The sequence below is a fragment of the Saccharothrix hoggarensis genome (genome assembly GCF_052936025.1).
Map to the genome: position 1 here is coordinate 6,453,833 of NZ_CP193624.1, position 19,007 is coordinate 6,472,839.

The 19,007-nt window shown below is 70.8% G+C and carries 19 protein-coding genes; 2 read left to right on the top strand and 17 right to left on the bottom strand.

Going from position 1 to position 19,007, the window contains the following annotated elements; translation table 11 throughout:
* Positions 1 to 39: 39 nt before the first annotated feature.
* The 11 genes from atpD to ACRAKH_RS29295 all read right to left on the bottom strand — a co-directional run bounded on the left by atpD (position 40) and on the right by ACRAKH_RS29295 (position 10,071).
* Positions 40 to 1,476: a F0F1 ATP synthase subunit beta gene (gene atpD, locus ACRAKH_RS29245; protein WP_380724966.1), complete on the bottom strand. Its 1,437-nt coding sequence runs from the start codon at positions 1,474 to 1,476 to the stop codon at positions 40 to 42.
* On the bottom strand, positions 1,469 to 2,404 hold the full coding sequence (locus ACRAKH_RS29250) for a F0F1 ATP synthase subunit gamma (protein WP_380724967.1): 936 nt from the start codon (positions 2,402 to 2,404) through the stop codon (positions 1,469 to 1,471). The genes atpD and ACRAKH_RS29250 overlap by 8 nt, the downstream gene beginning before the upstream one ends.
* 7 nt (positions 2,405 to 2,411) lie before the next feature.
* Positions 2,412 to 4,055, bottom strand: a complete 1,644-nt coding sequence (gene atpA, locus ACRAKH_RS29255; RefSeq protein WP_380724968.1) for a F0F1 ATP synthase subunit alpha — start codon at positions 4,053 to 4,055, stop codon at positions 2,412 to 2,414.
* Positions 4,056 to 4,115: 60 nt separating this feature from the next.
* Positions 4,116 to 4,952, bottom strand: coding sequence for a F0F1 ATP synthase subunit delta (locus tag ACRAKH_RS29260; RefSeq protein ID WP_380724969.1), 837 nt, complete (start codon positions 4,950 to 4,952; stop codon positions 4,116 to 4,118).
* Between the two features lie 10 nt (positions 4,953 to 4,962).
* Positions 4,963 to 5,508 (bottom strand): F0F1 ATP synthase subunit B, encoded by a 546-nt coding sequence (locus ACRAKH_RS29265; RefSeq protein WP_380724970.1) that lies wholly within the window; start codon positions 5,506 to 5,508, stop codon positions 4,963 to 4,965.
* Positions 5,509 to 5,535: 27 nt separating this feature from the next.
* The gene (locus tag ACRAKH_RS29270; protein ID WP_380724971.1) at positions 5,536 to 5,781 is read right to left on the bottom strand and encodes an ATP F0F1 synthase subunit C; all 246 of its coding nucleotides are present in this window, start codon (positions 5,779 to 5,781) and stop codon (positions 5,536 to 5,538) included.
* A 61-nt stretch (positions 5,782 to 5,842) separates the two neighbouring features.
* Positions 5,843 to 6,613, bottom strand: coding sequence for a F0F1 ATP synthase subunit A (gene atpB, locus ACRAKH_RS29275; protein WP_380724972.1), 771 nt, complete (start codon positions 6,611 to 6,613; stop codon positions 5,843 to 5,845).
* Positions 6,614 to 6,774: 161 nt separating this feature from the next.
* Positions 6,775 to 7,230 (bottom strand): hypothetical protein, encoded by a 456-nt coding sequence (locus ACRAKH_RS29280; RefSeq protein WP_380724973.1) that lies wholly within the window; start codon positions 7,228 to 7,230, stop codon positions 6,775 to 6,777.
* Between the two features lie 66 nt (positions 7,231 to 7,296).
* Complete coding sequence (locus ACRAKH_RS29285) at positions 7,297 to 8,457, bottom strand: glycosyltransferase family 4 protein (protein ID WP_380724974.1); 1,161 nt, start codon at positions 8,455 to 8,457, stop codon at positions 7,297 to 7,299.
* A 116-nt stretch (positions 8,458 to 8,573) separates the two neighbouring features.
* The gene (locus ACRAKH_RS29290) at positions 8,574 to 9,224 is read right to left on the bottom strand and encodes an L-threonylcarbamoyladenylate synthase (RefSeq protein WP_380724975.1); all 651 of its coding nucleotides are present in this window, start codon (positions 9,222 to 9,224) and stop codon (positions 8,574 to 8,576) included.
* A 43-nt stretch (positions 9,225 to 9,267) separates the two neighbouring features.
* On the bottom strand, positions 9,268 to 10,071 hold the full coding sequence (locus tag ACRAKH_RS29295; protein WP_447009417.1) for a hypothetical protein: 804 nt from the start codon (positions 10,069 to 10,071) through the stop codon (positions 9,268 to 9,270).
* Between the two features lie 50 nt (positions 10,072 to 10,121).
* Here ACRAKH_RS29295 and ACRAKH_RS29300 point away from each other — a divergent pair, with 50 nt between their 5' ends.
* On the top strand, positions 10,122 to 10,799 hold the full coding sequence (locus ACRAKH_RS29300; RefSeq protein ID WP_380724977.1) for a hypothetical protein: 678 nt from the start codon (positions 10,122 to 10,124) through the stop codon (positions 10,797 to 10,799).
* Between the two features lie 210 nt (positions 10,800 to 11,009).
* Here ACRAKH_RS29300 and prmC read toward each other — a convergent pair whose 3' ends face one another.
* The 5 genes from prmC to rpmE form a co-directional block, all read right to left on the bottom strand.
* Positions 11,010 to 11,879: a peptide chain release factor N(5)-glutamine methyltransferase gene (gene prmC, locus ACRAKH_RS29305; protein WP_447009418.1), complete on the bottom strand. Its 870-nt coding sequence runs from the start codon at positions 11,877 to 11,879 to the stop codon at positions 11,010 to 11,012.
* A gap of 37 nt (positions 11,880 to 11,916) precedes the next feature.
* On the bottom strand, positions 11,917 to 13,302 hold the full coding sequence (gene lpdA, locus ACRAKH_RS29310; RefSeq protein ID WP_380729349.1) for a dihydrolipoyl dehydrogenase: 1,386 nt from the start codon (positions 13,300 to 13,302) through the stop codon (positions 11,917 to 11,919).
* Between the two features lie 10 nt (positions 13,303 to 13,312).
* Positions 13,313 to 14,518 carry an acyl-CoA thioester hydrolase/BAAT C-terminal domain-containing protein gene (locus ACRAKH_RS29315; protein WP_380729351.1) on the bottom strand — a complete coding sequence of 402 codons (1,206 nt, stop codon included), beginning with the start codon at positions 14,516 to 14,518 and terminating at the stop codon, positions 13,313 to 13,315.
* 21 nt (positions 14,519 to 14,539) lie between these two features.
* Entirely contained in the window at positions 14,540 to 15,595 is a 1,056-nt protein-coding gene (prfA, locus tag ACRAKH_RS29320) for a peptide chain release factor 1 (protein WP_380729353.1), read from the bottom strand.
* Between the two features lie 99 nt (positions 15,596 to 15,694).
* On the bottom strand, positions 15,695 to 15,907 hold the full coding sequence (rpmE, locus tag ACRAKH_RS29325; RefSeq protein WP_380729355.1) for a 50S ribosomal protein L31: 213 nt from the start codon (positions 15,905 to 15,907) through the stop codon (positions 15,695 to 15,697).
* Positions 15,908 to 16,151: 244 nt separating this feature from the next.
* Here rpmE and ACRAKH_RS29330 point away from each other — a divergent pair, with 244 nt between their 5' ends.
* Positions 16,152 to 16,559 (top strand): hypothetical protein, encoded by a 408-nt coding sequence (locus tag ACRAKH_RS29330; protein ID WP_380729358.1) that lies wholly within the window; start codon positions 16,152 to 16,154, stop codon positions 16,557 to 16,559.
* Between the two features lie 94 nt (positions 16,560 to 16,653).
* On the opposite strand, the gene rho is transcribed toward ACRAKH_RS29330, so the two are convergent.
* Positions 16,654 to 18,732 (bottom strand): transcription termination factor Rho, encoded by a 2,079-nt coding sequence (rho, locus tag ACRAKH_RS29335; protein ID WP_447009419.1) that lies wholly within the window; start codon positions 18,730 to 18,732, stop codon positions 16,654 to 16,656.
* Between the last annotated feature and the right edge of the window lie 275 nt (positions 18,733 to 19,007).

The following is a 19,007-nucleotide window of genomic DNA, read 5'->3' on the forward strand; positions in this document are numbered from 1 at the left end:
CCCCCGCACCGCGGGGACGGCCCTGAACGCTCCGAAGGCTTACTTGCCCGCGAGCTTCTTGGCGTTGGCCTCGACGTCGTCCAACCCGCCGCAGGAGAAGAACGCCTGCTCCGGGTAGTGGTCGAACTCGCCCTTGCACACGCGGTCGAACGCCTCGATCGTGTCCTTGATCGGCACGAACGAACCCGGCTGGCCGGTGAACTTCTCGGCCACGATGAAGTTCTGGCCGAGGAAGCGCTCCAGGCGACGGGCGCGGCCGACGAGGACCTTGTCCTCCTCGGACAGCTCGTCCATGCCTAGGATGGCGATGATGTCCTGCAGCTCCTTGTACTTCTGCAGGATCCGCTTGACCTCCTGCGCCACCCGGTAGTGCTCCTCGCCGACGATCGACGGCTCGAGGATGCGGGAGGACGAGGACAGCGGGTCCACCGCCGGGTAGATGCCCTTCTGGGAGATCGGACGGGAGAGCTCCGTCGTCGCGTCCAGGTGGGCGAACGTGGTGGCCGGCGCGGGGTCGGTGTAGTCGTCCGCGGGCACGTAGATGGCCTGCAGCGAGGTGATCGACTTACCGCGCGTCGAGGTGATGCGCTCCTGGAGCTCACCCATCTCGTCCGCCAGCGTCGGCTGGTAACCCACGGCGGACGGCATGCGGCCCAGCAGGGTCGACACCTCGGAACCCGCCTGGGTGAACCGGAAGATGTTGTCGATGAACAGCAGCACGTCCTGGCCCTGCACGTCGCGGAAGTACTCCGCCATCGTCAGGGCGGACAGCGCGACGCGCATGCGCGTGCCGGGCGGCTCGTCCATCTGACCGAACACCAGGGCGGTGTCGTTGAGAACGCCCATCTCCTCCATCTCGAGGAGGAGGTCGGTGCCCTCACGGGTGCGCTCGCCGACGCCGGCGAACACCGACGTGCCGGAGAACTCGCGGGCGATACGGGTGATCATCTCCTGGATGAGCACCGTCTTGCCCACGCCCGCGCCGCCGAACAGGCCGATCTTGCCGCCCTTGACGTACGGGGTCAGCAGGTCGATGACCTTGATGCCCGTTTCCAGGATCTCGGTCTTGCCCTCGAGCTGGTCGAACGACGGCGCCTTGCGGTGGATGGCCCACTGCTCGCCGTCACGGCCGAGGCCCGGCTCGTCGAGGCAGTCGCCGAGCGCGTTGAACACGTGCCCCTTGACGACGTCGCCGACGGGCACGCTGATGGCCCGACCGGTGTCCGTCACGGCCGCGCCGCGGACCAGGCCGTCGGTCGGCTGCATCGAGATCGTGCGGACCAGGTTGTCGCCCAGGTGCTGGGCGACCTCGAGGGTGAGCGTCTTGGCGACCGCCTCGTAGGTGATCTCCACGCTCAGTGCGTTGAACAGCTCCGGCACCGCGCCACGCGGGAACTCCACGTCGACGACGGCACCGATCACCCGGACCACACGGCCGGTGCGGGTGGTGGTGGCAGTAGCACTCATGTCACTCATCACTTCCTGCGCCACCGGTAAGCGCGGAGGCGCCACCGACGATCTCGCTGATCTCCTGGGTGATCTGGGCCTGGCGGGCCTGGTTCGCCTGGCGGCTGAGGTTCCGGACCAGCTCGGTGGCGTTGTCCGTCGCCGCCTTCATCGCGGTCCGTCGCGCCGCCGACTCCGAGGCCGCCGCGTCCAGCAGTGCCGAGAAGAGCCGGGTCTTGACGTACTTGGGCAGCAACGCGCCCAACAAGGTCTCCGCGCTCGGTTCGAACGAGTACACCGACTGGAGCCGGTTCGGCTCCGGGTCGAAGTCGACGACCATCGGCGCGATCCGCTTGGCGACCGGCGTCTGGCTCAGCATCGACTTGAACTCGGTGTAGACCACGTGCAGCTCGTCCACGCCGAGCACGCCGTCCGGACCGGGCTGGTCGCCCTCGTCGTCGCTGCCCGCGACGAACGCCTTGACCAGCGCGTCACCGGCCTCGACGGCGTTGACGTAGTGCGGCAGCTGCGAGAAGCCGCTCCACTCGCCCGCGATGGCGCGGCGGCGGAACCTGTAGTAGCTCGCGCCCTTGCGGCCGATGACGTAGAGCACGGGCTCCTTGCCCTCGGACCGCAGCAGCGACAGCAGCTCCTCGGCGGCCCGCAGCACGTTGGCGTTGTAGCCGCCGCACATGCCCTTGTCGCTGGTGACGACCAGCACGCCGGCACGGCGGGGGTTCTTGCGCTCGGTCAGCAGCGGGTGGTCGAGGTTCGCGGACGCCGTCGCCAGCGCGGAGAGCACCGAGGTGATCTCCTCCGCGTAGGGACGGGACGCCGCGACCCTCGTCTGCGCCTTGGCGAGACGGGACGTGGCGATGAGCTCGTACGCCTTGGTGATCTTCTTGGTCGAGTTGACCGAGCGGATGCGTTGGCGCAGCTCCCGGATCTGTGCCGCCATGCCTACGTCACTTCTCGGCCGGAGCGGGTCGGTGGACCTTCACCGACTCCTGTCCGACCTTGTCGGCGTCCATCGCCGCGGCGGGCACGTCGTTCACCGTCGTGCTGCCCGTGGCGCTGAACTGCTGCTTGAACGCGGTGACCGCGTCCACGATGCCCTTCTCCGTGTCCTCGGACAACTTCTTGGACTCGCGGATGTCGGACAGGATCACGTCGTGGCTGCGGCGCACGTGGTCGAGGAACTCCGACTCGAAGCGGCGGACGTCGCCCACCGGGACGTCGTCGTAGTAGCCGTTCGTGCCGAGGTAGATCGAGACGACCTGCTCCTCGACGGGGACCGGCGAGTACTGGCCCTGCTTCAGCAGCTCGACCAGGCGGGCGCCGCGCTCCAGCTGGGCGCGGGACGCCGCGTCGAGGTCCGAGGCGAAGGCGGAGAACGCCTCCAGCTCGCGGAACTGCGACAGGTCGAGGCGCAGCGAGCCGGCGACCGTCTTCATCGCCTTGATCTGCGCGGCGCCACCGACGCGGGAGACCGAGATACCCACGTTGACGGCCGGGCGCACACCGGCGTTGAACAGGTCCGACTCCAGGAAGCACTGGCCGTCGGTGATCGAGATGACGTTGGTCGGGATGTACGCCGACACGTCGTTGGCCTTGGTCTCGATGATCGGGAGACCCGTCATCGAGCCGCCGCCCATGTCGTCGGACAGCTTCGCGCAACGCTCGAGGAGGCGCGAGTGCAAGTAGAAGACGTCGCCCGGGTACGCCTCGCGGCCCGGCGGGCGGCGCAGCAGCAGCGAGATGGCGCGGTACGCCTCCGCCTGCTTGGTCAGGTCGTCGAAGATGATCAGGACGTGCTTGCCCTGGTACATCCAGTGCTGGCCGATGGCCGAGCCGGTGTACGGCGCGAGCCACTTGAAGCCGGCCGAGTCGGACGCGGGGGCGGCGACGATGGTGGTGTACTCCAGCGCGCCCGCCTCCTCCAGCGCGGCCTTGACGCCCGCGATGGTGGAGCCCTTCTGCCCGATGGCGACGTACACGCAGCGCACCTGCTGCTGCGGGTCGCCCGAGTCCCAGGCCTTCTTCTGGTTGATGATCGTGTCGATGCAGACCGCGGTCTTGCCGGTCTTGCGGTCGCCGATGATCAGCTGGCGCTGACCGCGGCCGATCGGGGTCATCGAGTCGATCGCCTTGATGCCGGTCTGCATCGGCTCGCTCACCGGCTGGCGCTGCAGCACCGACGCGGCCTGCAGCTCCAGGGCGCGGTTGTCGTCGGCCACGATGTCGCCGAGGCCGTCGATCGGCTGGCCGAGCGGGTTCACCACGCGGCCGAGGAAGCCGTCGCCGACCGGCACGGAGAGCACCTGGCCGGTCCGCTTGACCTCCTGGCCCTCTTCGATCTTGTCGAAGTCACCGAGGATGACCGCGCCGATGGTGCGGACCTCGAGGCTCAGGGCCACGCCGAGCACGCCGCCGGGGAACTCCAGCAGCTCGTTGGTCATGGTGCCGGGCAGACCTTCGACGATGGCGATGCCGTCGTAGGTCTCCGCGACGACGCCGACCTCTTCCCGGCTGACTTCCGGGGAGTAGGCCGAGACGTACTTCTCGATCGCACTGCGGATCTCGTCCGACGAGATCGTCAGCTCCGCCATGTCGTTCCTGCTCTCACTTCGTTCTGGGAAAGGGGCTTGTGGGCCGCGGTTCCGGTTCGGTCAGCCGGCGAGGTCGCGGCGCAGCGACGCCAGCCGACCGGCCACGCTTCCGTCGATGACTTCGTCGCCGATCTTGATCAGCAGGCCGCCCCGCAACGAGGGGTCGACCTCCACGTGCAGCGCGATCGGCCTGGAGTAGATCCGGGTCAGCGTGGTCTCGAGGCGGTCCAGCTGCGCCGCGTCCAGCTCGACGGCAGAACGGACGTAGGCGACGGAACGTTCCCGGCGCTTGGCCGCGAGCGACGCGAGGTCGCCCAGGCCGCTGACGATTCCCTGACCGCGGGGCTCGCGCACGAGCTGGTCCACCAGGGTCTTGGTGGTCTCGTCGACCTTGCCGGCGACGAGGCTGTCGACCAGCGCGACCTTGGCGGCGGGCTCCGCCGCCGGGTCGGACAGGGCCAGCTCCAGCTCGTGGTTGGCCGCGATGATCCGGCCGAGCCGGAACACCTCGTCCTCGACCGAGTCGAGCTTGCCCTCCCGCTCCGCCCGCACCAGCAGCGTGGTGCGGGCCAGCGACTCGACGCCGTCGACCAGCTCGCGCGGGCTGGACCAGCGCGCGGTGACGACCGTGGTCAGCACCTGCACCGTCTCGTCGGCGACCTTGCCGTCGAACAGACCGCGCAGCAGCTGCTCACGGGACGCGGGGTCGGAGGAGTTGTCGGCCAGCGCCCGGCGCAGCGCGGGCTGCGCCGACAGCAGGCTGACGACCGCGAACAGCTCCTCGCCCAGCTTCGCCAAGGACTGGCCGGCCGTCGTGCCGGTCGTGCCGTCGACGACCTCGAGCAGCCGCAGTTCGGCGGCGGCCAGGGCGTCACGGCTGGCGGCGTGCAGCGTCATCAGCGTTCCCTCACTTGGCGGCCGGAGCCGACGTGCCGTCGAGGTCCTCGAGGAACCGGTCGACGGTGCCCCGGCGGCGGACCTCGTCCTCCAGCGACTCGCCGACGACCCGGTCCGCCAGGTCGATGGCCAGCCGGCCCAGCTCGCCCCGCAGCTCGGCGACGATCTGCGCGCGCTGCGTCTCCAGCTGGGTCTGCCCCTGCGCGACGATCCGCGCGGACTCCTCCTGCGCCTTGGCGCGCAGCTCAGTGATGATCTGCTCGCCTTCGATGCGGGCGTCGTCCCGAATGCGGGCCGCCTCCGCGCGGGCCTCGGCCAGCTGCGCCCGGTACTGCTCGAGCGCCTGCTGTGCCTGTGCCTGCGCCTGCTCGGCCTTCTCGATCCCGCCCTCGATCTTGGCGGCGCGTTCCGCGTACAACGTCTCGAAGCGCGGCGTCACGAACTTCTTGATGACGAAGAACAGCAGGAGGAACGCGATCAGACCGATGATGATCTCGGACGTGTGCGGCAGGACCGGGTTGATCGGGCCTTCCGCCGCCAGGATGAGGGTATTCATCACGACCTTCTCCTAGTGCGATGAACGTCAGGCAGTGGCGAGGAAGTACACGACGAAGCCGAGCAGCGCCAGCACCTCGACGATGGCGAACGTGGTCCAGGCCAGGCCCAGCAGCACGCCGCGAGCCTCGGGCTGACGGGCGGTGCCGTTGATGACCGAGGAGAAGATGAGACCCACGCCGATGCCGGGGCCGATCGCCGCGAGGCCGTAACCGATGGCAGCCAGACCCTGGTTCAGGTTGACGGCTTCCTGCGCAAGAACGATAGCGCTCACTTGTGCTGTTCCCTTTCCAACTCGGTCCGCGAACACTCGCGGATCGGAGGCTTGATATTTCTCAGTGCTCTTCAGCCAGCGCCGCGCCGATGTAGCTGGCTGACAGCAGAGCGAAAATGTAGGCCTGTAGCACCATGATCAGCGCTTCGAGGAACGTCAGCGCGATGGCGAAGATGAAGGCGACCGGCGCCACCACGACGGTGATGCCGCCCGCGAACAGCAGGTACTCACCGGACAGGGTGAACACAAGCAGCAGCAGGTGCCCCGCGAACATGGCCGCGAAAACACGGATCGCGAGCGTGAGCGGGTTCAACACGAACTTCTGGAAGAACTCGATCGGGATGAGCAGCGGCAGCACGAACCACGGTGCGCCCGGGGGCATGGTCTGGTTCTTCAGGTACTGCACCAGGCCGTGCCTGCGGATGCCCGCGTAGTGGTATACCGGGTAAACGACGAGCAACGACACGGCCAACGGGAAGCCGATGTGCGACATGGTCGGGAACTGCACCACGGGGATGAGCCCGAACAGGTTGTTCACCAGGATGAACGTGAAGATCGTGAGGATCAGCGGCACGTACGGCCGGAAGTCCCTGGCACCGATCTGCTCGCGGGCGATGGAGTTGCGGCCCACGTCGTACAGCGACTCCGCGGCGAACTGGAACTTGCCGGGGACAAGCTTGAGGTTGCGGGTCGCGGCGATGAAGAACGCACCGATGATGAAGATCGACAGCACCAACAGCACCATGGGCTTGGTGACGCTGCCGAAGATCGGTGGCAGGAAGAAGTCCTTCGTGCCGGGAGCGACGAACTCATCGCCCGCGGCCAGCACCATCCAGGTCACTGTGTTCCTTCCGGTTCTCCCGGCCGGCGTTCACTCCGCCGGGGGAATCGTCACGATCGGGACTTAACGTACCTTACGGACCGCAAGCGCCCACGAGAGGCACCCCACCTAGCTGGGTGTCCCGTCTTGCGCGCACCGTACCAGCCGGTAGATCAGGTGTTTCCAGGGGTCGGGACCACCATCTGACTGCGACTGCGCTTGGAGGCGCGCACCTCCATGAAGGTGGCGACCACGATCGTCGCGGCCATGGTCAGTGCCAGCGCGTTGGTGTGCAGCACCGGGAACTGGCGGAGCAGCACCATCACCACGATCAGCAGGATCAGCTTCCCCATGAACCCCGCCAGCGCCGCCACCATGATCACCTGGAGCGGCAGCGCGGCGGTCTTGCGCATCACCACGAGCGTCCCGACGGACGACAGGCACGCGAGCGCGCCGCCGATCAACGCCGCGACCAACCCGGGGACGCCGGCCAGCACGGTCCAGAGGACGGCGCCGACGGCGACCGTGCCCAGCGCCGCCCACATCGCACCGCGGAACATCTCGCCGGCGAGCCGCCGCACGACGGCCTCGTGCGTCCACTCGGTGCTCTTAGGGCTGTCCTGGGTCATGTCACCCCTTCCCACTGGTCGGAACCGAGTGTAAAGAAGGCTTGGTGCTCGACCTGCCGGCGGGGGTCAGGAACGGCGGACTTCGCGAAGTCTGGGGATCGCGGAGACCAGCAGGGCGAGCAGCAGCCCGATCGCGAGGCACCACACGACGACCACGACGTCGAACAACGTCAGCGCCACCGCGCCGAACGCCAGCACGCCCGCCCACAAGTAGATCAACAGCACCGCGCGGCGCTGGGAGTGGCCGATCTCCAGCAGCCGGTGGTGCAGGTGCATCTTGTCCGCGGAGAACGGGCTCTCGCCGCGCCGGGTGCGCCGCACCACGGCCATCAGCAGGTCGAGCAGCGGCACGAACAGCACGGCGGCCACGACGACGAGCGGCGAGAGCAGGCCGAGGACGTCGGTCGCGCGCACGGACTCGTAGTTGATCTTGCCGGAGGCGGAGATCGTGGCCGCGGCGAGCATCAGACCGATCAGCATCGACCCCGAGTCGCCCATGAAGATCCGCGCCGGGTTGAAGTTGTGCGGCAGGAAGCCGAGGCACGCGCCGGCCAGCGTGGCGGCGATCAGGGCCGGCGGGTACGCGCCGACGTCACCGCCGTTGTTGGCCAGCAGGCCGATGGAGAACACGCACGTGGCGGTGGCGGCGATGAGCCCGATGCCCGCGGCGAGTCCGTCCAGTCCGTCCACGAAGTTCATCGCGTTGACCATGGTGACGGCCAGCAGCACGCTCAGGATCGCGCCCTGGTTCTGGTCCAGCGACAGCAGCGAGCCGGTGCCCTCGCCGTCGTCGCCCCACGGCACCCAGAACAGCAGCCACTGGAGCCCGAAGAGCACCAGGATGCCCGCGGCGGTGACCTGGCCGGCGAGTTTCGTCAGGGAGTCGAGCTCGAACCGGTCGTCCAGCACGCCCACGAGGACGATCACCCCGCCGCCCACGATGACGGCGTACGGGTCGTACGAGAAGTCGAACGCCGACCGCAGCACGGGCAGCTGGTGCGCGAGCAGCATGCCGCCCAGCACCCCGCCGTACATGGCGAGGCCGCCCATCCGCGGCATCGGCTTGACGTGGACGTCGCGCTGGCGCGGGTAGGCGACCGCGCCGATCCGGAACGCCAGCTTGCGCACGAGGCCGACGAGCAGGAACGTCACGACGGCGGCGGTCAGCGCGACGAGCAGGTACTCCCGGACCGGGAGGACGTTGGACACGGCAGGCAACTGGCCCACAGCTGGCTAGCCCCTCGGGGATGGGGGGTCGGGCGGACCGACGGGATCGACGTGACCGAGTTGGTCGGGTGGTTCGGGCTTGGGGACCACCACGCTACTCCGATCGACAAGATCCACTAGCGCGCGACCTCGACTTCGACGCCGAGCACCTCGGACACCTCCGCGATCGGCACCGCGCCCTCGCGCAGCACCACCGGGTCCGGGCCGGTCAGGTCGACGATGGTGGACGCGACGTTCTCGGCGGCCGGGCCGCCGTCCAGGTAGACGCCGACCTCCTCGCCGAGCTGGTCCCACGCCTCCTGCGCGGTGCCCGCGGGCGGGAAGCCGGACTTGTTCGCGCTGGACACGGCCATCGGGCCGACGTCGCGGAGCAGTTCGAGGGCGACCGGGTGCAGCGGCATGCGCAGCATCACCGTGCCGCGGGTGTGACCGAGGTCCCACGCGAGCGAGGGCGCGTGCTGCAGGACCAGGGAGAGCCCGCCGGGCCAGAACGCCTCGATCAGCGCGCGGGCCTGCCGGGGAACGCTGAGGACCAGGCCGTCGATGGTGGTCCACGAGCCGACCAGGACGGGCACCGGCATGTCCGGCCCGCGGCCCTTGGCTTCCAGCAGGGCGCGCACCGCGGTCGCGTCGAACGCGTCGCACCCGATGCCGTAGACGGTGTCGGTGGGGAGGACCACGAGGCGCCCGGAGCGCACCGCGCCCGCCGCGGCGGTGAGGCCTGCCGTCCGGTCGGCCTGAACGCTGCAATCGTAGACCGTGCTCACCCCGCTGATCCAAGCACAGCGCGCCCGGTGACTGCGGCGGAGGTCACGGTTGCGGGCGGGCGGAGGCGGTTTCGGCGTCCACGGCCCACTGCTGCTTGCGGTGGGCCACCACGGACGCGAACACGAAGGCGCCGCCGAGCAGCACGCCCGCCGCCGTGACGAGCGGGTCGTCGACCGCGCCGCCCACGAACGGCAGCACCAGGACGGCCAGCGCCACCACGCCGAAGCCCACCGCGGACCGGGGCGCGACCCACCGCCACCGCTCGCCGCGCGCCACCCGGTGCCGCAGGTCGGTGGCGAAGGCGACCAGCTCCGGGTCCGGGGCGGTCGTCAGGATCTCGTCGGCCAGTGCGCGGCACTCGGCGAGCTGCGCGCGGCCGGTGATGACGAGCGCGCCGCCGGGCGTGACGTCGCGGATGTGGGTGGTGCGGGCGGCGAGGGCGAGGGAGAGGTGGACGCGGAGCAGGTCGTCGGCCCGCAGGCTGGTCTCGTGGGCGGGTTCGGCGCGGCCGGGTTCGGCGCGGGCGGGTTCGGCCTGGGCGGGTTCGGCGCGACCCGACTCGGCACGGGCCGGACCGGCGCGGCCGGGCACGGCGGGGGCGGGTTCCGCGAAGGAGCGCTCGGCGCGGTCCGGTTCGGCTCGGGCGGCGTCGGAGCGGGACAGTTCGGCTCGGATCGCGTCGGCCGCCGCGAGCGGTTCGTCGAGGGCGGAGGCCAGGGCGGCGCGGGAGCGGGTCAGGCGGGCCCGGTCGTGGTCGGCGAACGCGGTGAGGTCGATCGGCCGGGCGATGCGCGCGGCCACCCACCGGCGCAGGTCGTCCCACTCGTTCGGCCCGTTGGCAGGCATCACCGGTTCTCCGATTTACTCGCCGGAGCGTCGGCGGCCAGACTATCCGGATGGCGAAGCGCCCGGTGGACCGGAAGAACACGATCGGCGCGCTGCCGTTGGCGTTGACCTTCACCGCGTTGTACGTCGTGCTCGCGGGCGCGGCCGGTTACCTGGCGCTGGACGACCCGGCGCCCACCGCCGTCGCCGCGCCCTCGACGCTGCCGGCAGGTCCCACGACGACAGCCACGCCCACCACGGCCACGACAACAACGGCGAGCACCACGGGCACCACGTCGACCTCCGCCCTGCCCCCGGACGTCGAACAGGTGACCGCCCCGGGCGGTCTCACCACCGTGGTCCCCGCCGGGTGGCGGCGCTCCGGCGGCACGGTCGCCACGACGCTGGTCGCCGTCGACCCCGCCTCGCCGCGCGAGGAGGTGAGGTTCGGTGGCGCGCCGGTCACCGACCCGTCGAAGTCCCTGCTGGACCGCATCACCGAGGCCGCCGCGCAGCGCGAGCGCGAACCGGCCCACCGGCGGCTGACCCTCGCCGCGACGACGGTCCGCGACCACCCGGCCGTCGGCTGGGAGTTCGAGGACGTGGAGGCGTCCGGCCCGACCAGGGTCGCAACGGTGTTCTGGGAGGTGGACGGCGTCGAGTACGTCCTCTACTCCGCCGGGCCGCCGGAACGCTGGGAGAACACCCGGTCGCGCCTGAAGACGATGGCCGACCTGTCCAGCCCGTGACGTCGCGCCGGCGACCGTCGAACGCGGCAGACAGGCGCGGCAGGCGGTGGCGAAGCGGACACGCTCGTCAGGCACGGTCGTCGGGCGCGGCAGACAGGCACGGCCGCCGGGCGCGGCAGACAGGCACGGCCGCCGGGCGCGGCAGACAGGCACGGCCGCCGGGCGCGGCAGACAGGCACGGCCGCCGGGCGCGGCAGACAGGCGCGGCCGTCAGGCGCGGCGGGCGGTGGCGAAGCGGGCGCGACCGGCCAGGTCCGCGTGGTCGGCCACGTCGGTCAGCACGCGGCGCGCGGCGAGCAGGGCGGGCACGGACTCGCCCTGCGTGTCGTCGTGCTCGATCCCCACGTGGCCGCCCGGCTTCAGCAGGCGCGCGGCGAGCGTGACGACGTGCCGGATCACGTCGAGGCCGTCCGCGCCGCCGAAGACGGCCTGGCGCGGGTCGTGGTCGGCGACCTCCGGCTGGACCTCGGTCGCGTCCGGGACGTACGGCGGGTTGCACAGCACCAGGTCGACCTGACCGTCCAGGTCGGACAGCACGTCCGGCGCGGTCACGTCGCCCGCGTGGAGCGTGATCGGGGTGTCGCCCGCGCCGCCGCGGATCTCGGCGTTGCGGCGCGCCCAGGCCAGCGCGGCGTGGTCGCGCTCGACGGCGTGCACGGACGCCGACGGCACCCGGTGCGCCACGGCGAGGGCGAGCGCGCCGGAACCCGTGCACAGGTCGACGACGACGGGCGCGGGCGTCACCGAGAGGTCCAGTGTGGACAGTCCCCACTCGAGCAGGAGCTCGGTTTCCGGGCGCGGGATGAACACGCCCGGACCGACTTCCAGGTCGATGCCGCCGAGGTGGGCGGTGCCGGTGATGTGCTGCAGCGGGATGCGCGACGTGCGCTGCACGACGACCTTGTGCAGCGCGTCCACCACCGGCGGGTCGACCAGCGGGATCAGCGGAAGGCGGGACCGCGCGACGCCCAGCACGTGGGCGGCGAGCAGTTCCGCGTCCACCCGCGGGCTGTCCACACCCGCCGCGGCCAGCATGCGTTCCGCTTCGAGGATGGCCAGCCGCAGCGGGTGTCGGGTCATGCCCGAAGGATAGTCATGACCCGGCGACGGACACCGGTCAGAAGTTGATCATGTGACCGGCCAGGCCGTGCACGGCTTCCTTGACCGCCTCGCCCAGCGTCGGGTGCGCGTGGACGTTGCGCGCCACCTCGTGGACGGTGAGGTCCCACTGCTGCGCGAGCGTCAGCTCCGGCAGCAGCTCGGTCACGTCGGGCCCGATCAGGTGACCGCCGAGCAGCTCGCCGTGCGTCTTGTCGCTGATCAGCTTCACGAACCCGCCCGAGTCGCCGATGCCGTGCGCCTTGCCGTTCGCGGTGAACGGGAACTTCGCCACCTGGACGTCGAAGCCCTTCTCGCGGGCCTGCGCCTCGGTCCACCCGAACGACGCGATCTGCGGCTGGCAGTACGTCGCGCGCGGGATCATCACGAAGTCCAGCTCCATGGTCTCCGCGCCCGCGATGGTCTCCGCCGCGATGATGCCCATCGACTCGGCGGCGTGCGCCAGCATCAGCTTCGCCGTCACGTCGCCGATGGCGTAGATGTTCGGCACGTTCGTGCGGCCGCGGCCGTCGACGTCGATCGCGCCGCGCTCGGTGAGCCGGACGCCGGTGTTCTCCAGCCCGTAGCCCTCGACCCGCGGCTGGAAGCCGATGGCCTGCATGACCTTGTCGGCCTCCAGGACCTCCTGCCGGCCGTCCTTCGACACGGTGACGCGCACGCGGTCGCCGGAGTCGTCGATGGACTCGACGCGGGTGGACGTGCGCACGTCGATCCCGAGCCGCTTGTACCGCTTGGCCAGCTCGGTCGAGACCTCGGCGTCCTCCAGCGGCACCACGCGGTCCAGGAACTCCACGATGGTGACCTTGACGCCGTAGTTGTGCAGCACGTACGCGAACTCGACGCCGATGGCGCCCGCACCCGCGATGACGATGCTGCCCGGCAGGTCCTCGGACATGATCTGCTCTTCGTACGTCACCACCCGGTCGGACAGCTTCGTGCCCGGGAGGAGGCGGGTGGTCGCACCGGCCGCGATGATCGCGGAACCGAACGTGATCGTCTCGTCACCCACCTTGATGGTGTTGGCGTCGACGAACGTCCCCCGACCGTTGTACTCGGTGATGCCGTTCTTCTTCATCAGGAAGTGCACGCCCTTGACGCGCCCGTCCGCGACCTTCCGGCTGCGCTGGAACGCGGCGCCGTAGTCGAACTTCACCGTGCCGTCGACCTGGATGCCGTAGGTCTTCTGCTCGTGCGTGAACAGGTGCGCCAGCTCCGCGTTGCGCAGGAGCGCCTTCGACGGGATGCAGCCCACGTTCAGGCAGACCCCGCCCCAGTAACGCTCCTCGATGACCGCCGTCTTCAGCCCCAGCTGGGCCGAGCGGATCGCGGCGACGTACCCGCCTGGCCCCGCACCGAGGACCACGACGTCAAAGTGTGCGCTCATGACCGACACATTAGGTGCCCAGTTGGTCCGACAAGAACTCAACGGTCCGACGCCACGCGTCGGCCCTCGCGGCGGCCGTGGCGGCGGGCGTGCCGCCCATCGCGAACCGCACGCCGGGCCCCGGAACGACCACGTCGGTGGTCGGCCGGTGGGGCGGGCCCGCGATCAGGTGTCCTGCCTCGGGGTACACGACGTGCTCGTGCCGGTGCGGGTGCCCGCGCTCGGCCAGCCGACGTGCCGCGACCTCGCTCAGCTCGACGCACGGCCACGACTCGTCCCGGCCGGATGAGAGCAGCAACACACCCCCGTTGATGCGCTCGACGGGGATCTCGGTGTCCTCGGGGATGCCGTCGGTGAGGTCGAACGCCAGGCGCAGCGGCACCGGCTCGCCGTCCACGATCCTCATCCGCAGCTCGTGCGGCACCGAGTACGGCAGGTACGGCAGCGGCCTGCCCTGCCACGTCCACGACGCGGCCTCGTGCTCCAGCTTCTGCGACAACCGGCGGCCCGGCCCGATGCACTGCGTCACCACGCCACTGCCCACCACGCTCACCACGGCGTTGACCTGCGGGAACGTCGCACCGACCAGCAACGCCAGCTCGCCGCCGCGCGAACCGCCGAGCACGCCGACCTTCCCGGCGCGGGCGCCCAGCCACTCCACCGCGGCGCCGACGTACTCCAAGGGGATCTCGACCAGGTCGTCCGGCACTCCCGGCGCCCCGAAGTGCGCCAGCGTCAGCGCGGCGAACCCGTGGCCGGCCAGCAGCGCCGCGTCGAGCTCGTGCAGCCCGCCCTCGGAACCGCTGAGCACCAGCACGCCGGGGTGCGTCTCGTCGTCGTCCGGCTCGAACAGCACGCCGACCAGGCCGTTCTCGGTCACCTCGGTCCGGCGGACGCCCTCGGGGACGGTGCGGCGGTCCACCTCGACCCGGCCCGCGCCGTCGACCTCGACGACCGTGCCGCGCGGCGTGCCGCCGGTCGGCGCCATCGCCCAGAACAACCCCATCGGGTCGACGCCGGAGTAGGCGCCCTCGACCGGGGCGTGCCGCGTCAGGTCCACCACGCCGCGCTCGTCGGCCAGGAACACGGCCTCGGCGGCACGGTCACCCGTCGACGCGCAGACCGTGACCCGCTCGTCCGGCGACAGGCCGGAGACGACGATCCGCAGGGACGTGTCCAGTGGGGCGCTCAGGGGGCTGACCAGGAGTTCCGCCACGACCGCGCCCCTCTCGTCGCATCACCCGCCGGCGAGTCGCTCCGCGCGGTCGGCCGCCGCCAAAGCGTCGAGCACCGCGTCCAGATCGCCGTCGAGCACTTGATCCAGGTTATGCGCTTTGTACCCGACACGGTGGTCGGAGATGCGTGATTCCGGGAAGTTGTAGGTCCGCACCCGCTCGGACCGGTCGACCGTGCGGATCTGGGTGCGCCGGGCGTCCGACGCCTCCTGGGCCTGCTTCTCCTCGGCCAACGCGGTCAGCCGCGCCTGCAGCACCTGCATGGCCCGCGCCTTGTTCTGGAGCTGGCTGCGCTCGTTCTGGCAGGACACCACGATGCCCGTGGGCAGGTGCGTGATGCGGACCGCCGAGTCGGTCGTGTTGACGCTCTGGCCGCCCTTGCCGGACGAGCGGAACACGTCCACGCGCAGGTCGTTCTCGTCGATCTCGACCTCGACGTCCTCGGTCTCCGGGAACACCAGGACACCGGCGGCGGACGTGTGGATGCGCCCCTGCGACTCGGTGACCGGCACCCGCTGCACGCGGTGCACGCCGCCCTCGTACTTCAGCCGCGACCAGACACCGTCCGGGGTGTCGGCGCGGCTCTTGATGGCCACCGTGACGTCCTTGTAGCCGCCCAGGTCGGAGTCGGTGCCGTCGAGCACCTCGGCCTTCCAGCCGTGGCGCTCGGCGTACCGCAGGTACATGCGCAACAGGTCGCCCGCGAACAGGGCCGACTCCTCGCCGCCCTCACCGGACTTGATCTCCAGCACGACGTCCGCGTGGTCGTGCGGGTCGCGCGGCAGGAGCAGCTCGGTCAGCTTGGCCTCCAGCGCTGGGACGCGTCGGGCCAGCTCCTCGGCTTCCTCGGCGAACACCGGGTCCTCGGCGGCCAGCTCGCGCGCCGTTTCCAGGTCCGACTTCGCCTGCTCCAGCTCCCGGGCCGTCTTCACGATCGGCCCCAGCTCGGCGTAGCGCTTGCCGAGCTTGCGCGCGCCCGCCTGGTCGGCGTGCACCGAGGGGTCGGCGAGCTTGGCTTCCAGCTCGGCGTGCTCGGCCAGCAGGGCGTCCAGCGTCACGATCTTGCTCCGGTCTCAGCTTCTGAAGGGTGTCCCGACAAGGTGTGGAGACGACAACGGCGTCCACCCGCGAAATCGGGGTGGACGCCGTTGGGGCAGCTACTTGGCGCGCTTGCCGTAGCGGGCCTCGAAGCGCGCGACCCGGCCACCGGTGTCGAGGATCTTCTGCTTGCCGGTGTAGAACGGGTGGCAGTTGGCGCAGATCTCGACGTGGATGGACCCGGAGGTCTTGGTGCTGCGGGTGGTGAAGGTGTTGCCGCAACCGCAGGTGACCTCGGTCGTCACGTACTCGGGGTGAATGCCGGTCTTCAACGTCTCGTCCCTTTCCTCGGTGGCCGCCGGGTCCTCGTTGTCCTTCGAGGTGAACCGGAGCCGGACTCGACCCGACAGTGTGCCAGATCGGCCGTCACGGACTGAAACGCGTGGTCGGGCGCCGTTGTTCCCCGTGCTCGGGGTCACAACCGCTCGCCGATGGACGACGACCATTTGGCGCACCAGGTAGCCGCTGGACTACTCAGTGCAGCGGTCGACGTTGCGTGGACGCCACACTGGCCCCGTGTTCTGCTCCGTCGGGCGCCCGCTGCGGTTGACCACGTGGTTGGCGGTGCCGTTCCTGTTCAGCAGCGCCGTCCTGGGCCTCACCGGGCTCGGAGGGCTGCTGCTCGGGGCTCCGGGGTACCTCCCCCTGTCGAGCCCCGTGTTCGGCGCGGGCGTCGCCGTCGGCGTGGCGGCGTCCAGCGCGGTCGAGTGGACCGCGCGCTGGCAGCGCGTGTGGCTGCGGTGGCCCTACCTGGCGTCCGTGCTGGCCCTCGGCGTGCTGGTGGACGGCGTGCGGCTGCCGGTCGTGGCCGTGGTGGCCCTCGGCGTGCCCGTGACGGCCCTGCTCGTCGCCCAGTACTTCCTCGAACGCCGCCGCACGGCCGCGCTCGCCGAGGCCGGCCTGACCTCCGCCTCGCAGTGCTGACGCCCCACCCCGCCGACCTGCGCTGACGGCCCCGTGACGCCCGAAGGCCCGCCCGGCGTGGTGTGCCGGACGGGCCTTCGGAGGTCGGGCGCGGTCAGTCGTTGTCCGCACCCGGGGTGGTCTTCGCGACCTGCATCAGGAACTCGATGTTGGTGCGGCTCTTGCGCAGGCGGTCCAGCAGCAGGTCGATCGCCTGCTGGCTGTCCAGGGCGTGCAGCACCCGGCGCAGCTTGTGCATGACCGCCAGCTCGTCCGGCGACAGCAGCAGGTCTTCCTTGCGGGTGCCGGACGAGTCGACGTCCACCGCCGGGAAGGTCCGCTTGTCCGCGATCTTCCGGTCGAGCTTGAGCTCGGCGTTGCCGGTGCCCTTGAACTCCTCGAAGATTACGCTGTCGCCCGCGGACCCGGTCTCGACCAGGGCCGTCGCGATGACGGTCAGCGAGCCGCCGCCCTCGATGTTCCGCGCCGCGCCCAGGAACCGCTTGGGCGGGTACAGCGCGGTCGAGTCGACACCACCGGACAGGATCCGGCCGCTCGCGGGGGCCGCGAGGTTGTAGGCACGACCCAGGCGGGTGATCGAGTCCAGCAGCACGACCACGTCGTGACCCATCTCGACCAGGCGCTTCGCCCGCTCGATGGCCAGCTCCGAGATCGTGGTGTGGTCCGACGGCGGGCGGTCGAAGGTGGAGGCGATGACCTCGCCCTTCACCGACCGCTGCATGTCGGTGACCTCTTCGGGGCGCTCGTCCACCAGCACCACCATCAGGTGGCACTCGGGGTTGTTCTTCGTGATCGCGTTCGCGATCGACTGGAGCACCGAGGTCTTGCCCGCCTTCGGCGGCGACACGACGAGGGCGCGCTGGCCCTTGCCGATCGGCATCACCAGGTCGATGACGCGCGTGGTGAGGATGTGCGGTTCCGTCTCGAGGCGCAGGCGCTCGTTCGGGTACAGCGGCGTCAGCTTGGTGAAGTCCGGCCGGTTGCGGGACTCCTCCGGGTCGAGGCCGTTGATCTTGTCCACCCGCACCAGGGGGTTGAACTTCTGGCGCTGCTGCTCGCCGTCGCGCGGCTGCCGCACGGCGCCGATGAGGGCGTCACCGCGGCGGAGGCCGTACTTGCGGACCAGCGACAACGACACGTAGACGTCGTTCGGCCCGGCGAGGTAGCCGGACGTGCGGACGAACGCGTAGTTCTCCAGCACGTCCAGGATGCCCGCGACGGGCAGCAGGACGTCGTCGTCGCGCACCTCGGTGTCGGTGGCGGGACCGCCGTCGTCGCCACGGCCGCCACGGCGGCGGCGGTCGCGGAAGCGGCGACCGCGACGGCCACCGTCCTCGTCGCCGTCGTCGCCCGGGCCGCTCTGGCGGTTGCGGCTCTGGTCGCGGCCGCCCCGGTCGTCACGGCCATCACGGCTGTCACGGCCGCCGCGGTCGTCGCGACCGCCGCGGTCCTGCCGGTCGCCGCGGTCGCCGCGGTTGCCCCGGTCCTGGCGCTGTTCGCGCTGCTCGGAACGGTCCTGCCGGTCGCCGCGGTCGGACCGCTCGGCCCGCTCGCCCTGCTGGCGCTCACCCTGCGCCCGGTCGCCCTGGGGGCGCTCGGCCTGGGTGCGCTCACCCTGCGGGCGCTCGGTCTGGACGCGGTCGGCCTGCGGCGGCGCCGCCTGCTGACCGTCGGCGGCGGGCGCCTCGGGGCTGCCCGCCGGGCGGTTCGCCGACCGACGACGGCGGTTGCCACGCCGGCCACCCTCCTCCTCCGAGGAGGACGGCTGGGCGGGCCGCTCGGCCACGTCGAGCTGCTGCTGGGTCGGCTTCTCCACCGGGGCAGGCGCCTCGGCCGCACGCGCGGGCGCCTTCTCGGCGACCGCCTTGGGCGCGTCGGCCTTCTTCTCGGTCTTGGGCGGCGTCGCGGCACTGCCCCGACCGGAGGTGCCGCCCTGACGCTCCTTGATGGCCGCGATCAGGTCGCCCTTGCGGAGGCCGGCGGTGCCGGTGATACCCAGCTGACTGGCGAGTTCACGGAGTTCGGCCAGCACCATTCCAGAGAGGCCCGCGCGCTTGCGCGGCGTGGCGCTGCCGTTCGAAGGGGTGGTCAGAGCGTTCTCCTCGGCTCCGGAACTGGCAGCGGGGTTGGGAGCAGCAGGAGCTTGGCTGCTCAGTACATCGGTGTTGGTCACACATGTCCTTCCTGACCGGAGCGCGCCTCCTACGCGATCCAGCGGACCTGCCGTCCGACGGAATGCGGTGCGGCAGTTTCGTCCCGGTTCAGGCGGACCTCGGACGGCGCGGAACGCGCACGAAAGCGGAGTCCTCCGGTACGGGACTTCGGTCACACGGCGAGCGGGTGCCTTCCAGCGTCGACCCCGTCCATACGGCACAGGGCCAAGTCGCTGGAGAAATGCGATCCGGAACGAACGTCCGGGCACCACACCGGCGCCCGTGCGCGCGGTGA

Excerpts from the sequence above, each read along its gene's own strand:
- ACRAKH_RS29260 (WP_380724969.1), bottom strand. The coding sequence starts at position 4,952 with ATGACGCTGCACGCCGCCAGCCGTGACGCCCTGGCCGCCGCCGAACTG.
- ACRAKH_RS29280 (WP_380724973.1), bottom strand. The coding sequence starts at position 7,230 with ATGACCCAGGACAGCCCTAAGAGCACCGAGTGGACGCACGAGGCCGTC.
- atpD (WP_380724966.1), bottom strand. The coding sequence starts at position 1,476 with ATGAGTGACATGAGTGCTACTGCCACCACCACCCGCACCGGCCGTGTG.
- ACRAKH_RS29295 (WP_447009417.1), bottom strand. The coding sequence starts at position 10,071 with ATGCCTGCCAACGGGCCGAACGAGTGGGACGACCTGCGCCGGTGGGTG.
- ACRAKH_RS29265 (WP_380724970.1), bottom strand. The coding sequence starts at position 5,508 with ATGAATACCCTCATCCTGGCGGCGGAAGGCCCGATCAACCCGGTCCTG.
- atpA (WP_380724968.1), bottom strand. The coding sequence starts at position 4,055 with ATGGCGGAGCTGACGATCTCGTCGGACGAGATCCGCAGTGCGATCGAG.
- atpB (WP_380724972.1), bottom strand. The coding sequence starts at position 6,613 with ATGGTGCTGGCCGCGGGCGATGAGTTCGTCGCTCCCGGCACGAAGGAC.
- prmC (WP_447009418.1), bottom strand. The coding sequence starts at position 11,879 with ATGACCCGACACCCGCTGCGGCTGGCCATCCTCGAAGCGGAACGCATG.
- ACRAKH_RS29300 (WP_380724977.1), top strand. The coding sequence starts at position 10,122 with ATGGCGAAGCGCCCGGTGGACCGGAAGAACACGATCGGCGCGCTGCCG.
- ACRAKH_RS29250 (WP_380724967.1), bottom strand. The coding sequence starts at position 2,404 with ATGGCGGCACAGATCCGGGAGCTGCGCCAACGCATCCGCTCGGTCAAC.
- lpdA (WP_380729349.1), bottom strand. The coding sequence starts at position 13,302 with ATGAGCGCACACTTTGACGTCGTGGTCCTCGGTGCGGGGCCAGGCGGG.